General features: G+C 62.8%; 12 protein-coding genes, 1 tRNA gene and 1 pseudogene. 10 read left to right on the top strand and 4 right to left on the bottom strand.

Annotated elements, in window-relative coordinates:
- Positions 1–7: 7 nt before the first annotated feature.
- A complete protein-coding gene (gene mobB, locus BM374_RS29885; RefSeq protein WP_092301166.1) occupies positions 8–535 on the bottom strand; it encodes a molybdopterin-guanine dinucleotide biosynthesis protein B in 528 nt (175 codons plus the stop codon).
- Between the two features lie 106 nt (positions 536–641).
- On the opposite strand from mobB, the gene BM374_RS29880 reads away from it, so the two are divergent.
- The 3 genes from BM374_RS29880 (at position 642) to BM374_RS29870 (ending at position 2,489) form a co-directional block, all read left to right on the top strand.
- Positions 642–1,532 carry a formate dehydrogenase accessory sulfurtransferase FdhD gene (locus BM374_RS29880; RefSeq protein WP_092300898.1) on the top strand — a complete coding sequence of 297 codons (891 nt, stop codon included), beginning with the start codon at positions 642–644 and terminating at the stop codon, positions 1,530–1,532.
- The gene (gene mobA / locus BM374_RS29875) at positions 1,522–2,169 is read left to right on the top strand and encodes a molybdenum cofactor guanylyltransferase MobA (RefSeq protein ID WP_244552742.1); all 648 of its coding nucleotides are present in this window, start codon (positions 1,522–1,524) and stop codon (positions 2,167–2,169) included. Before BM374_RS29880 ends, mobA begins: the two co-directional genes overlap by 11 nt.
- Positions 2,170–2,243: 74 nt before the next feature.
- Positions 2,244–2,489 carry a hypothetical protein gene (locus BM374_RS29870; RefSeq protein WP_092300895.1) on the top strand — a complete coding sequence of 82 codons (246 nt, stop codon included), beginning with the start codon at positions 2,244–2,246 and terminating at the stop codon, positions 2,487–2,489.
- On the opposite strand, the gene BM374_RS29865 is transcribed toward BM374_RS29870, so the two are convergent.
- The 3 genes from BM374_RS29865 to BM374_RS29855 are packed head-to-tail and all read right to left on the bottom strand — an operon-like array spanning position 2,486 to position 6,437.
- Complete coding sequence (locus BM374_RS29865) at positions 2,486–4,435, bottom strand: molybdopterin biosynthesis protein (RefSeq protein WP_244552741.1); 1,950 nt, start codon at positions 4,433–4,435, stop codon at positions 2,486–2,488. The two genes, BM374_RS29870 and BM374_RS29865, sit on opposite strands and share 4 nt — an antisense overlap.
- A 13-nt stretch (positions 4,436–4,448) precedes the next feature.
- Positions 4,449–5,555: a molybdopterin-binding protein gene (locus tag BM374_RS29860; RefSeq protein WP_092300889.1), complete on the bottom strand. Its 1,107-nt coding sequence runs from the start codon at positions 5,553–5,555 to the stop codon at positions 4,449–4,451.
- A 54-nt stretch (positions 5,556–5,609) separates the two neighbouring features.
- Positions 5,610–6,437 carry an ABC transporter substrate-binding protein gene (locus tag BM374_RS29855; protein ID WP_502689466.1) on the bottom strand — a complete coding sequence of 276 codons (828 nt, stop codon included), beginning with the start codon at positions 6,435–6,437 and terminating at the stop codon, positions 5,610–5,612.
- A 307-nt stretch (positions 6,438–6,744) separates the two neighbouring features.
- On the opposite strand from BM374_RS29855, the gene BM374_RS29850 reads away from it, so the two are divergent.
- The 7 genes and pseudogenes from BM374_RS29850 to BM374_RS29815 form a co-directional block, all read left to right on the top strand.
- Positions 6,745–7,638 (top strand): substrate-binding domain-containing protein, encoded by an 894-nt coding sequence (locus tag BM374_RS29850; protein ID WP_092300886.1) that lies wholly within the window; start codon positions 6,745–6,747, stop codon positions 7,636–7,638.
- Positions 7,639–7,742: 104 nt separating this feature from the next.
- Positions 7,743–8,957 carry an ABC transporter substrate-binding protein gene (locus BM374_RS29845; RefSeq protein WP_092300883.1) on the top strand — a complete coding sequence of 405 codons (1,215 nt, stop codon included), beginning with the start codon at positions 7,743–7,745 and terminating at the stop codon, positions 8,955–8,957.
- 233 nt (positions 8,958–9,190) lie between these two features.
- A complete protein-coding gene (locus BM374_RS29840; RefSeq protein ID WP_177248624.1) occupies positions 9,191–10,165 on the top strand; it encodes a Bug family tripartite tricarboxylate transporter substrate binding protein in 975 nt (324 codons plus the stop codon).
- Positions 10,166–10,303: 138 nt separating this feature from the next.
- Positions 10,304–10,513, top strand: a complete 210-nt coding sequence (locus BM374_RS38095; RefSeq protein ID WP_143270275.1) for a hypothetical protein — start codon at positions 10,304–10,306, stop codon at positions 10,511–10,513.
- Positions 10,504–10,579 (top strand) — tRNA-Ile (locus BM374_RS29835). Before BM374_RS38095 ends, BM374_RS29835 begins: the two co-directional genes overlap by 10 nt.
- 1,447 nt (positions 10,580–12,026) lie before the next feature.
- Positions 12,027–12,719 carry a recombinase family protein gene (locus BM374_RS29820; RefSeq protein ID WP_177248623.1) on the top strand — a complete coding sequence of 231 codons (693 nt, stop codon included), beginning with the start codon at positions 12,027–12,029 and terminating at the stop codon, positions 12,717–12,719.
- 42 nt (positions 12,720–12,761) lie between these two features.
- A pseudogene (locus tag BM374_RS29815) lies at positions 12,762–13,655 on the top strand (recombinase family protein); the annotation flags it as partial.
- Positions 13,656–13,788: the final 133 nt, after the last annotated feature.

The following is a 13,788-nucleotide window of genomic DNA, read 5'->3' as shown; positions in this document are numbered from 1 at the left end:
TGCCTCGTCAGCGCATCGCCACGCTTCTTGCAACCGCTTCCTCGATCGGCATCGCTGCACGCAACAGCAATGCTGCTGCAGCGTGGATATCGTCGAGATGGACGGTCGGCAACCGGGTTTCGACCGCAGCATCGGTCGCAATCCCGACAATTCCGGGATCGTCGGGAAACAGCAGCGGCTTGTTGTTAGCGACGCGATGCACCTCGATCTTGCGATGCGGCTCGCGCTTGAAGCCTTCGACCACCACGAGATCGACCGTGGACAATTTTCCCAAGAGTTCCGAAAGTCGCGGCTCGGCCGCACCGCGCAATTCGTGCATCAGGGCCCAGCGGTTCGACGAAGCCACCAGCACCTCGGCCGCGCCGGCCTCGCGATGACGCCAGGAATCCTTACCGGGCACGTCGACGTCGAACCGGTGATGCGCATGCTTGATCACGGAGACGCGCACCCCCTGCGCGTTGAAATGCGGAATCAGCCGCGTCAACAGCGTGGTCTTGCCTGCACCGCTCCAGCCCGCAAGGCCGATGACTTTCATCGCAACTCGATCTCCGCCGGCGGCGTGACGCGCCGGAACCGCCTTCTCCATCACCATGCGCATGCTTATATCGGCTTGACCCGAATGTCATGCTAACGTCGCCTCCATGATGAAGATCGACAAAGCCCCGGTACCCCTGATCGTCCCTGATCCCGGCAACCCGCGCCTGACCCAGAGCGTGACCGGGACCGACCAGACCGGCGCCAGGGTCGAGATCAAGGTGCCGATGGAACGGCCGCTGACGCTCTATCTGAATTCGCAGGAGATCGTCACCATGATGACGATTGGCGACTATCCGGAATATCTGGCGCTCGGCTACCTGCTGAACCAGAACATGCTGAAATATAATGACGTGGTCACCGAGGTCGAATACGACGACGATCTTCAGGTCGTGGTGGTGCGCACCACACACCACACCAATTTCGAGGCAAAGCTAAAGAAGCGGACGCAGACTTCGGGCTGCGCGCAGGGCACCGCTTTCGGCGACCTGCTGGAGGCAGTCGAGAGTGTCGCGTTGCCCAAGGCCGAGCTGCGCACCTCCTGGCTTTACCAGATGACGCAAACCATCAACACCATGCCCTCGCTCTATCTCGAAGCCGGCGCGATCCACGGCTGCGTATTGTGCAAGGCGGGCGAGCCGCTCTGCTACACTGAAGATGTCGGGCGCCACAACGCGGTCGACAAGATCGCGGGCTGGATGTACCGCCACGGCGTCGAGCCTGGCGACAAGATCCTCTACACCACGGGACGCCTCACCTCGGAGATGGTGATCAAAACGGTGCGTATGGGCATTCCGATCCTGGTGTCCCGCTCCGGCTTCACGGCCTGGGGCGTCGATCTCGCAAGGCAAGTGGGCCTGACGCTGGTCGGGCGTACGCGTGGAAAACGCTTCATCGCACTCGCGGGCGAGGAACGGATCGTCTACGACCAGAACCTCGCTTACGTCGAAGAGGAATCGGCCAAACACAAGCGTAAAGGCGAAGGCGGTGACGACTGATATTCCAGCAACGAGTGTTCCGCCGACTCTTGGCGTGCTGCTCGCCGGCGGCCTCGCGCGCCGCATGGGTGGCGGCGACAAGCCGATGCGAACCATCGGCGGACGCACCATCCTGGAGCGCGTGATCGCGCGCCTCTCGCCGCAATGCGACGGGTTGATCCTCAATGCGAATGGTGATCCCGCCCGGTTCGGCGCGTTCGGCTCGCCGGTGATCTCCGATGATGTGCCGGGCTTCCCCGGTCCGCTTGCGGGCGTTCTTGCGGCTCTCGACTGGACTGCAACGAACCGCCCGGACGTCGATTGGGTGCTCAGCGCCGCCGGCGATTGCCCGTTCCTGCCGCGCGATCTGGTCGCGCGGCTTCATGAGGCGCGAGCACGGGAGAACGCGCAGCTCGCAGTTGCCGCATCCGGCGGCCAGTCGCATCCGGTGATCGGTCTGTGGCGCGTCGCCTTGCGCGACGAGTTACGTCACGCTTTGGTGGTCGAGGACCTCCGCAAGATCGATCGTTGGACCGCGCGCTATCCGCTCGCAACGGTGACCTGGCCGGCCGAGCCGCTCGATCCTTTCTTCAATGCCAACACCGTCGAGGACATCGCTGAGGCCGAACGGCTGGCGGCGCTGGATGACGCGGCCTAGTGGTCCTTCGGCGAACGATCGAACCGGACCGAGGTTGGCGGCGACTACTGATCGGGACATACTCCGGATCAGTCATGACCGACTCCCTCCTGAATGCCATCTTTATGGTCGTCGATTTCGTGTTCGACCTCTCGATCGCATTCGACCGCACCCGACGGCTGAGCCAACAGGTCACCGGCAGCGACAAGATCGTCGAGGTCCCTCCGGATCCGAAGCCGCTGCCGCCCGCCGCACAACGTGCGCTCGCCGAAGCCGAGGAGCGAGAGCGCACGCGAGAGTACGCCGCTCAAGCCGCCAGCGGCATCGACCCGGTCGTCTAGGCAGGTCGAAAGCCCGCTCGCGTCAGCGCCACTCTGGCCTCGTCCGAGCCAAGCGCCTCGAGAAAAGCCTGCACGGCCGGACGCTGCTTGCGCGCTGTCACCAGCGCGAAGTCATAATGCTCTTCCGCAAACGGAATGAATGCGAGTCCGGCCGCGTCGGCGACCGGCGCAATGGTCATGCCCCAATCGGCGCGGTTCTGCGCGACGGCCGCTGCAACCGCATTGTGCGAGCGCGGCTGGTTCCAGTACCCCTCCGGGCGTGCACCGCCGAGCAGACGGTCGATCAGGATGCGCGTGCCGGCGCCCTGATTGCGGTTCACCATGATGCAGCCGGGATCAGCGAGCGCGGCAGCAACGGCCTCCTCCGCGCCGAGGCCCTCAAAGCGCTTGTCGCCCTTACGGAAGACAATGCCCTGCATCCGTCGCCAGCCTGGGACAAGCTCGAGCCCCTCGACCAGGTAAGGCGTGTTGTAGGTCTCGGTCTTGTCGTCGAACAGGTGGATCGGCGCGAAATCGCATTCGCCGCGCTTCGCGGCTGCAAGCCCGCCGAGACTGCCGACCGCGATCGAGCGTACGGTCAGCCCGCCATGCGAGAGTTGCGCCGAGACGAGATCGAGGCCGGTGCAATGGCTGCCGACGATGATGAGATCGGGCACGCGCACATGCGGCGTGAACAGCGTCACTTCGGCTTCCGTTCCCGCCGGCATCCGGTCTGCGAGCGCGTCGATGCGCAAAAAGCCGTCGGCCTGCGCAAAGGACGTGATCGCGCCAGAGCCTTTGCCAGAAGGATAGGCGATCAGGCCGTTCCTGCCCTCGACCAGCGAGACCATGACGAATTCGGTGCGGCCGAGCTCGGACGAAATACGCACCGGCACGGTCGCGCTCACCTTGGCATCGGAGCGCGGCGGCAGACCAGCCAACCTGCGCAACACCGGCACGATCATATCGTGAAAAGTGAACATCGCCGAGGTCGGAAAGCCCGGCAGGATCACCACCGGTTTGCCGTCGCACACCGCAAGGCACAGCGGCTTGCCGGGCTTGAGCGCGACGCCGTGTGCAATGACGCCGGGTTGGCCGAGCCGGCCAAGAATGCGATGCGACACATCGCCTGCGCCTTTCGACGTACCGCCTGAGAGCACCAGCATATCGGCGTCCGCCAACGCACCGCGCATGGCGGCTTCGAGCTTGGCTTCCTCATCGGGAATGGCACCGAGGAAAATCGCCTCACCGCCATTCTCATCGATCGCGGCCGCGACGATGGCGCCATTGGTGTCGTAGATCGCGGCCGGCGCAAGTGCCTCGCCGGGCTGCACCAGCTCGTCGCCGGTGGAGATCACCGCGACACGCGGCTTCCGCACAACATTCACCTCGGCGATACCGCACGCCGCCAGCATGCCGATCTCGCGCGAGCCGATGATCGTGCCGGCGCGGAGCAGCGCCTCGCCGCGCGCGATGTCGGAGCCCGCGTAGGAAACGAACTGTCCCGGCAAGACCGCCCGACGAACATCGATCGCTTGCGAGCCGGCCGGCTGGGTGTGCTCGACCATGACCACCGCGTCGGCACCACGCGGCAGCGGACCGCCGGTGGCGATCGGCGTTATGGTGCCTGCCGCCACCTGCAGCGTCGGCGCGGTGCCGCAGTGAATCGTCTCGCCGTTCAGCGCGAGCCGTACAGGCGCGCCTTCACCAGCCGCTGAAAGATCTGCCGAGCGCACGGCAAAGCCATCGACATTGGAGCGATCGAACGGTGGCACGTCGATCGGTGCGGTGATGTCTTCGGCGAGGGCGGCGCCGAGCACATCGGCAAGTCTGCGCCGCTCGATCGGGATCGCACGCGGAAACAGCGCCGCCTCGAAACGCACCAGCGCCTCCTCGCGCGAGAGGATTTTTAGAAATTGCTCCTGCTCGAGTGCCCTGCGGTCTAGTGGTTTTGGGATCATCGTCATGCCGGAACCCATATCATTCCCGCATCAGATAAGCATCGGCCGGCTCGCCCGCTGCAAATCCTTCGTGGCTGGCGGGAATGAGCAGCCATGCGTCCGCACGGGCGATGGCCTGGAGCGGCCATTCGTCCACGGCAAGCGGCATCCACGTTTTATGTTCCTCGACCAGCAGCGCGATCTCGGCAATTCCGACGTTGGATGCGATCTTGCGCGCAAGCGGCAAGGCCACCGTCCGGCGCGGCTGCCGCGCCGACAATCGATCGGCGAGTGGAAGCGCCAGCGCAAGCCAGACCGCCAGCGCCTGTCCGGGGGATCCTGGCAAAGCGACGACGGGAACTTTTCCGAGCCGACCCGCGGCTGATGTGCGCCCGGGCTGGAGCGCAAGACCATGGGCGAGCTGCGCTCCGCACTGAACCAACGCCGCGATGGCGGCATCCGCACGTCCGACGCCACTGCCGCCGGTCGTCACCAGGAGATCGCAAGAGGAGACATCGAGCGCCTCCGCGATCGATGTCTCCTCGCGCGATCCGGCTTCGTGTGTGCTCACATCGAGTCCCGCCGCGCGCGCGAAGCCGGCGATCATGTGCATTGTCGCGGTTGCGCCCGGTACGTTGACGATGCGCAGCTGCGGCCGCCTGACACTCAGCTTGTCCACACCTGCAACACGCGCGAGCAGCAGAGCAGCCGCATCGACGGGACGTCCCGCCACGGCCGCGGGCGCGTTTTCCGCAATATCGCTGCCGCCGCGCGCGACACCTTGTCCCGGAACGCCCTCCGCCAGCACCAGGGCGAGCCGGCCCGAGATCTCCACCGCGCCGGCATCGAGCACGCAATCACATCCCTCCGGCATGACATCACCGACCTCAACCCATGTGGGAAGTTCGATCAGAGCCAGCGGCGAATAAGAGGACGCGCCGACGAGATCGTTGGCACGCAAAGCCCAGCCGTCCACTGCGGCGATGTCGCGCAGCGGGGAGGCCGACAGCAACGGCACGCCCGTGGCGATGCAGCCGGCCGCGTCGGCTAGCGGCAATTCGACCGGCGTGACCGGGTCAAGGCCGCGCAGCAGCGCAGCGAGCGCGGTGTCGAGCGGCGTCAGCGAGGACGGCAGGCGCTGGGTCATGCCTGATGATGGATCACGCATTGTGCGGTTTGGCAACCACTGGTGCGTCGGCCATCATCCGCCCGGTTTGTCGGCATTCGGAAAGAACACCTGTTGCCCGTCGACCTTGTAGCCGGCGATCGCCGCCTGTCCCTCCGGCGAGATCAACCAGTCGATGAAGGTCTGGCCCAGCTCCTTCTTGACGTTCGGATGCCTCTCCGGATTCACCAGCATCACGCCGTACTGGTTGAGCAGCCGCTTGTCGCCTTCGACAATGACGTCGAGATCGCCGCGGTCCTTGAAGGTAATCCAGCTGGCGCGGTCCGAGAGCACATAGGCATGCGCCGTTCGAGCGGCGTCCAGGGCGGCGATCATGCCCCGCCCGCTCTCGCGATACCAGGCGCCCTTGGCGCCGGCGATGTCGATGCCGGCAACGATCCAGAGCGCGAGCTCCGCCGCGTGGGTACCGGAGCGATCGCCGCGCGTCACGAACGGCGCGCCCTTGGCCTCGATCGCCTTCAGCGCGGTGGCGATGTCCTTGCCCTTCACGGCCGCCGGATCGCTCTTCGGTCCGATCAGCACGTAGTCATTGTACATCACGTCGAACCTCTTCACGCCAAACCCCTCGGCAACGAACTTTTCCTCCTGCGGTCGCGCGTGCATCAGCACGACATCAGCCTCGCCCCTTCGCGGTCCGTTGAGCACCTCGTCGGCGCGCCGCGCGATCACAGTCACTTCGATACCGGTCTTGTCGCGGAAAATCGGCAGCAGATAGTCCAGCAGGCCGATCTCTTGCGTCGCCGTCGTTGTAGCGAGGACGATACTGCGGTCCTCCGCAGATGAGGCCGCAACGGCCGCCGTGAGGCCGCAGGAAAGCGCGAATGCAACGGACAGGCGGCCCATAATCAGGTTCCCATTGGCTATAACGTGGTCATGATGATGATCGATTGCGCCGCACTCGTGACGCGATGGCCCATTGGGCGCGTCTTTCGGGAAATCTCGGCAATGCCGCGAAGCAGTACGCTGAGTGCAAGTGGCAAGTCGGCGCATGCGCGCACTTCGAGATCGTTCACCAAAGCAAGAAACCCGCGCGCGGATGTGTTGCAAAGCAGCGAGATGATCGGGCATGGTTCCCGCGGACAAAACTGAAATGCAGAATTCCACCTGCGTGAACGTCAAAAAGAAGCAAGAATTTGCATAGGAATGCAGGATGGAATTCCTGACGACCAGCGAAGCCGCTGACTATCTCCGCTTAGGCGAACGCAAGCTCTACGAACTCGTCACCAATGGCGCGATCCCCTGCACCAAGGTGACCGGCAAATGGCTCTTCCCGCGGCACGAGCTCGATCTCTGGGTGCTGTCGGGCATGGCGCGACCGGCCGGCATGCTGACCGCAGAGCCGCCGCCCGTCGTGGGGGGCAGTCAGGACGAGCTTCTGGATTGGAGCTTGCGGGAATCCGGCTCCGGCCTGGGATCGATGACGGAAGGCAGTGCGCGCGGGCTCGAGCGTCTGCAACGCGACGAGGTGATGGCGGTCGCGGTGCACTTCCACAGCCTCGACGCCGAGGGCAATCTCGCCGCCGACGCCAACATGACGGCGCTGCGGGACGCACCGGATTTGCATGATGCGCTGCTGGTTGCCTTCGTGCGCCGCGAGCAGGGTCTCGTGCTACCGCCGGGCAATCCGAAGCAGCTGCGCGGACTTGCCGACGTGCTCGCACTCGGCGCCCGGATGGCGACGCGGCAACCGGGCACCGGCGCGCAGATGCTGCTCGACGTGCTGCTGACGCGCGCGGGCGCCTCGATGCGCGACTTGCGACGGGTGGAGACGCCGGCCCTCACCGGGCCGGACCTTGCGGAATTGGTCCGCGCCGGCCAAGCCGATTGCGGCGTGGCGACGCGCGCGGCGGCACGCTCGGCCGGGCTCGATTTCGTGCCGCTGGTCTGGGAAAATTTCGACCTCGCGATGCGGCAGCGCAGCTATTTCCGCCCGCCGATGCAGGCCCTGGTCCGGTTTCTCGGCGAACGGCGGCTGCGCCAGCGCGCCGAGGAGCTGACCGGCTACGATCCCTCCCCCGCCGGGCAGATCCGCTTCGCCGCCTGAGATTGACGCCTACCCCAGAATAGTTGCAAAAGAAACCAATTCAGCCGGGCCGTACCCGGCACAGGCAACTTTCGGCCAACGCGCCGGATCAGGGGAGGACAAGCGTGAATCCAAAAAGATTTGGACTACCGGTCGCCGCCGCCTTGACGGCGGCGCTGCTGCCGGGCGCCGCCATGGCGCAGGTGTCCGACGACGTCGTCAAGATCGGCGTGCTCACCGACATGAACGGCCCGGCCTCCGCGCCGACCGGCCAGGGCTCGGTGACCGCAGCGCAGATGGCGATCGACGATTTCGGCGGCACCGTGCTCGGCAAGCCGATCAGCATCGTGATCGGCGACCACCAGCTCAAGGCCGACATCGGCGCGGCGATCGCGCGGCGCTGGTACGATGTCGAGCAGGTCGATCTGATCGTCGACGTGCCGGTCTCCGCGGTCGGCCTTGCGGTGCAGAACATCGCCAACGAGAAGAAGCGGCTGTTCATCACCCACTCCACCGGCACCGCCGATTTCCACGGCAAGTTCTGCTCGCCTTATGCGATCCAGTGGGTGTTCGACACGCGCGCGCTCGCGGTCGGCACCGCGGATGCGGTGGTCAAGCGCGGCGGCGACAGCTGGTTCTTCATCACCGACGACTACGCCTTTGGCCATTCGCTGGAGCGTGACGCTTCGAGCGTCATCACCGCCAATGGCGGCAAGGTGCTCGGTTCGGTCAAGCCTCCGCTGGCAACACCCGACCTCTCCTCCTTCGTGCTGCAGGCGCAGGCCTCCAAGGCCAAGATCATCGGCATTGCCGCAGGCCCCCCCAACAACATGAACGAGATCAAGACCGGCTCGGAGTTCGGCGTATTCAAGGGCGGCCAGCAGATGGCGGCGCTGCTGGCGCTGATCACCGACATTCACGGGCTCGGCCTGCAGGCCGCACAAGGCCTGTTGCTGACGACCTCGTTCTATTGGGACATGGACGACAAGACCCGCGAATGGTCGAAGCGCTATTTCGCCAAGATGAACAAGATGCCGACGATGTGGCAGGCCGGCGTCTATTCCAGCGTGATGCACTATCTCAACGCCATCAAGGCATCAGGCACCGACGACCCGCTCAAGGTCGCGGCGAAAATGCGCGAGACGCCGGTCGAGGATTTCTTCGCCCGCAACGGCAGGCTTCGCGTCGACAATCTGATGGTGCACGATCTCTGGCTGGTGCAGGTGAAGACGCCGGAGGAGAGCAAATATCCGTGGGACTATTACAAGATCCTCAGCACCATTTCCGGCGACAAGGCATTCGGTCCGCCGGACCCGGCATGTGCGATGGTGAAGAAGTGAGAACATGACGGTCGCGTCCAGCGATCGTCATTTCACATCCCGATCTCGCGATAATGTTTCATCACGCCCGGATGGATCAGCTCTGGCTTTGGCGCCGCGGCGACCATGGTCGCCAATTGCGAATTTCATGGCTGGTCCGGCTGCGCCTGCGTCAACATCGACTTGCGGCGATGTAGGCAGGGGGCGGATTTTGTGAAAGCATGCGCTCCAACAATAAAGCAATGGGAGGCGTCATGTTGCGAATTTTGCGGAACGGTGTGTTCGGGCTGGTCTTGCTGTCGGGTCTTTTCGCCGCCCCCCCTCCCGCCTCCGCCGCCTATCCCGATCGCCCCGTGCACTGGCTGATCGGCTTTGCCGCCGGCGGGCCGGTCGACATCGTCGCCCGCATCATGGCGCAATGGCTGTCGGACCATCTCGGCCAGCAGTTCATCGTCGAGAACCGCACCGGCTCCGGCGGCAACATCGCGGCCGCCGCGGCGATCAACGCGCCGCCCGACGGCTACACGCTGCTGTTCGTCGCGCCCAACAACGCGATCTCGACCTCGCTCTACAAGAAGCTGCCGTTCGACTTCCTGCGCGACACCACCCCGGTCGCGAGCATCATGCAGCTCACCAACATGCTGGTCGTCTCCAACGCGTTTCCCGCCAACACGGTCCAGGAGTTCATCGACTATTGCAAGGCCAATCCCGGCAAGATCTCGTTTGCCTCGTCCGGCAACGGCACCTCGGTGCACATGTCTGCCGAACTGTTCAAGGCCACGACCAAGTGCGACATGGTGCATGTGCCCTATCGCGGATCGGCGATCGCCTTCCCCGACATCATCTCCAACAAGGTGCAGCTGATCTTCGACAACCTGCCCTCCGCGCTGGAGCAGGCCAAGGGCGGCAATGTCCGCGCGCTCGGGGTGACCTCGCCGCAGCGCTGGCCGAGCGTGCCCGACGTGCCCGCGATCGCGGAGACGGTGCCCGGCTTCGAATCGGTCGGCTTCTACGGCATCTCCGCGCCGAAGGGCACGCCGAGCGAGGTGGTCGAGATCCTCAACAAGGCCGTCGGCGAAGCGCTGAAGGACCCGAAGCTGGTGGCGCGCCTCACCGAGACCGGCGGCATCCCCAAGCCGATGACATCAGCCGAGTTCGGCAAGCTCGTCACTGACGAGACCGAGAAGTGGCGCAAGGTCGTGGAGTTCGCCGGCGTCTCGGTCGACTGAAGCGGCCGTCCCAGCAGTTGGTCACCAGCGAGACGGAGGGGACCTCTCGGGTCCCTCTCCATCAAAAATTCGAAAACAACCCCATGCACAGTAGAAAGAACAAGAAATTACAATGAGTTACGAAAACGCGAGGGCAAGTTGACGGAAAATCGTTTGACTCGTCGGGCAAAACAGGAGCAAAAGGGCATCATCGCCAATTTCGGTAATTCAAAAATTTTGGATTTGGGTGCGCACCGGGTTTTCATCCACGTGCGCCAGCATTGCACCCCCGCCTCCATCCCTGTAAACGAACCGCGCACCGTTGCCGGCCGCGCGTTCCCGCGAGCCGACTCGCGGCGGGGCCTGTAGCTCAATGGTTAGAGCCGGCCGCTCATAACGGTCTGGTTGCAGGTTCGAGTCCTGCCGGGCCCACCAATGAAATCAACAACTTATCAGTCTCCATTTCGCCGGATCGGAATCACCGCACCAGAAACCGCACCAGATACGTGCGCTTTTCGTTCACCGGCCATCGCGATGGGTTTGATCCAGACCAATCGTTCCACGCCACTGTTGGTGTGTCACGGCTAAAGGGAACGCATTCGAGTACCTTCCTTGTTCGAAGCGGAAACGCGTGCTCCTGCAATTCGTATTGTGCCGTCTCGTGGCGTCGAACCATCGCCGGAAGAGGCCTCATAACCGTAGATCGGGTTGGTCCCGAGAATCCGGATCCGAGAACCCAAGATTGCGAAGCCGTCGAGAGCCCGCATGATCCGGGCTCCAATCAACGGAACGCGTTTGATCGCCTCTCTGTCCGCACGACGGGAGAGCCATAGCTTGTGTCCAAACCCGCTGTTTCGGAGCTATGATGCGCGCCAACGAGATGCAGCATAGGTTAAAGCCGTAGGCGCTCTGGTGGCGAACTATCTGACCCACCTGCCGTTCGACGCAGAGCAATTAAGGAAACTTCCGAAAGAGGTGGTGGACAGCGCGGCGCCTCTTTTCGCCAAGAAAGATGGCGCTGCGCGAGCCTAGCGGGTAGGGTCGGCAAAACGGCTCCTGCATATCCGGCACCATCGATCATCAGGGGCACCATGATGATATCAGCATTCTGCTGCTCATAGACATGCCGAAGATCATAATGCCGGCAATTGAGCATTGGCGCCGCAGGCAGCGCAATGGCATTCGACACGTTGTCCAGTCTAGGACGAGCAAATCCACCCCTGCAAATAGACGCAGACGCCCTTTTGATTAAGCTATGCGGATCCGCGGTGCGGGGTCTCCCCGCAAGATGCCGGTGCCGAAATGCGCGAAGTCCTCAAATCGAGGGCATACATGCCCTGAATGCCCGCCCGGGTCAGCAAGGTAGCGTCACACCTCTTGCGAGAGCATACATCCTCCGGCAGCACCAGCTTCAATGCACATTTTGCGAGCCGCCTGCGCCGACCGGCGCGAGGTCCGTGCCGAGAGCCGGACTGGCGAAACGACGTCATCTATTACAACTTCAACAAGCCGGACCGACCGATCAGCTCCGGACGCATCACGCAGATCAAGAACGGAAAGCACGGGACGTTCGTCGAGTAGCCATGCGCATCACACGGTCGTTCACATAGTGTACCCACAGAAGCGCGCGAGTGAAACATCGGCGAGCGAGACGCCCCGAATGAACGCAGCAGCGAAGACAAGTTAGATGTCGGCGCGCGCTCTTCGCGATTGGGCGTTGTAGATGCCCCTCGAACAAGCTCCTTGGGAACGCGGCTTGCGAAGCGAGGGGTTCGCCGAACCTACATCACAGCAGCAGAGGGGCTATTCTTCCAATCGAAGTAATTCTTGCTGCAATGTCGTATAATGATTCGATCCGGTGTAACGTTCGGGAGCGAGAATGATGGCCAACGCGCTCGAGATATATAAGGCTCACCCGGTAAAATCGCAGCTCGGCATGAGAGCCGCACAGTATGTGCGCATGTCGACACAACGGCAGCAATACTCGATTGAAAATCAGGCTGCCGTGATTGCAGCATACGCGCACGCCCATAATCTGACGATTGTACGAACCTATCGCGACGAGGGAGAGAGCGGCCTGGCCATCAAGAATAGGGCCGGCCTTATACAGCTCATCAAGGATGTCCAAGCAGGAGAAGCCGATTTTGGTCATATTCTGGTCTATGACGTAAGCCGTTGGGGCCGCTTTCAGAATGCCGACGAGAGCGCGTATTACGAATTCCTCTGCAAACAGGCGGGCATCAACATCGCGTATTGTGCGGAGCAGTTTGACAATGACGGCAGCGTGCTCTCCAGCATCATCAAGAACATTAAGCGCGTAATGGCAGCGGAATACAGTCGCGAGCTTTCGGTAAAGGTTCACGCTGCGCAGTGTCGGTTCGCCCGACTTGGCTTTAAAGTCGGAGGTCGCCCCGGTTATGCCCTCTTGCGAGAAATTGTCGATCAGAGTCGGCGCTCGCGAGGCGTGCTGAAGAACGGTGATCAGAAATACCTCTCAACTGATCACGTCCGAGTGCGCCCCGGCAGTAGCCGTGGTGAAGTGGATCTTCGAGCGATTTCTGCAGGTAAAGTCTGAAGTGATTATCGCCCGGGAGCTAAACCGGAGGGCCGACTCACGAGCACGGGAATTCGGTGGACGCGGGCAGCGGTTAATGCAGTGCCGAGAAACGAGAACTACATTGGAAATATGACCTTCAACCGCCGATCACGCAAGCTGCGGCGGAACAGCACCTGCAATCCTCCCGAACTTTGGATCACAAGCGAGGGATGTATCGAGCCAATCGTCGAACGCGAAACCTTCTTGAAGGTAAGCAAGATCATTGAAGAACGGCGTGTCGACCTCACTGAAGAGGAGATGCTTGCCCGTCTACGCAAGACGCTGCTCACGGAGGGACGCCTGAGCTCTGCTATCTTAGCCAGCACGGTAGGCCTTCCTTGCGCCTCTACCTATCAAAACCACTTCGGTGGCATGATGAACGTGTATCGGCTGATCGGCTACGCTCCCAACCGAAACTATGAGTTTCTCAACTCACGTCCGCAGTGGGCCGAGGAAAAGGCTAAGCTCGCCTCGGCAATCGCCATGGCCATTAGAAAGGCCGGAGGCCAAGCTGCCTCTCGCGTCGGGACCGGTTCCTTGCGCGTGAACGGATCGATCAACATCTCAATTCGAGTAGCCCTCTGGTGCGGAAGGCAAGACCGCGCACCGTACTGGTCTATAAAACGTGGGACACGCCTGCCTCTCGGCTGGATTGCCGCACCCAGGATGGCTGAGCATAACAAGTCGGTGCTCGATTACGTACTGCTGCCCACCGACGGGAAGGTAAAACGAACCATGACGTTTTCTGAAAGGGCCCGCATTCGCCGTGGGATACCTAGCTTCGAAACCGCTGACGGCCTGGCACGAGCGATCGTCGGGCGAGTAGTTGGGGCAGGTCGTTCCTCCCCAGCGCCGCACGACAAGCGATCGAGACGAAAGCAGCCCAAGACCAAAAGAGCGCCCGCGCGGCACTGATCGAACGCAGATACAAGACCTTCCACGAAGCAGTGCTCCATAATGCCTTCTCCAGATACCGACATTGCTCTTGCCGCCCTTCGCTGCCTAGGAGCGGCACGCATCAATCTCGAGGGCTCTATTCGCGCTTTCA

The organism is Bradyrhizobium sp. Ghvi (genome assembly GCF_900115265.1).
Classification (GTDB): Bacteria; Pseudomonadota; Alphaproteobacteria; order Rhizobiales; family Xanthobacteraceae; genus Bradyrhizobium.
This window is presented reverse-complemented; position numbering and strand designations above follow the sequence as displayed.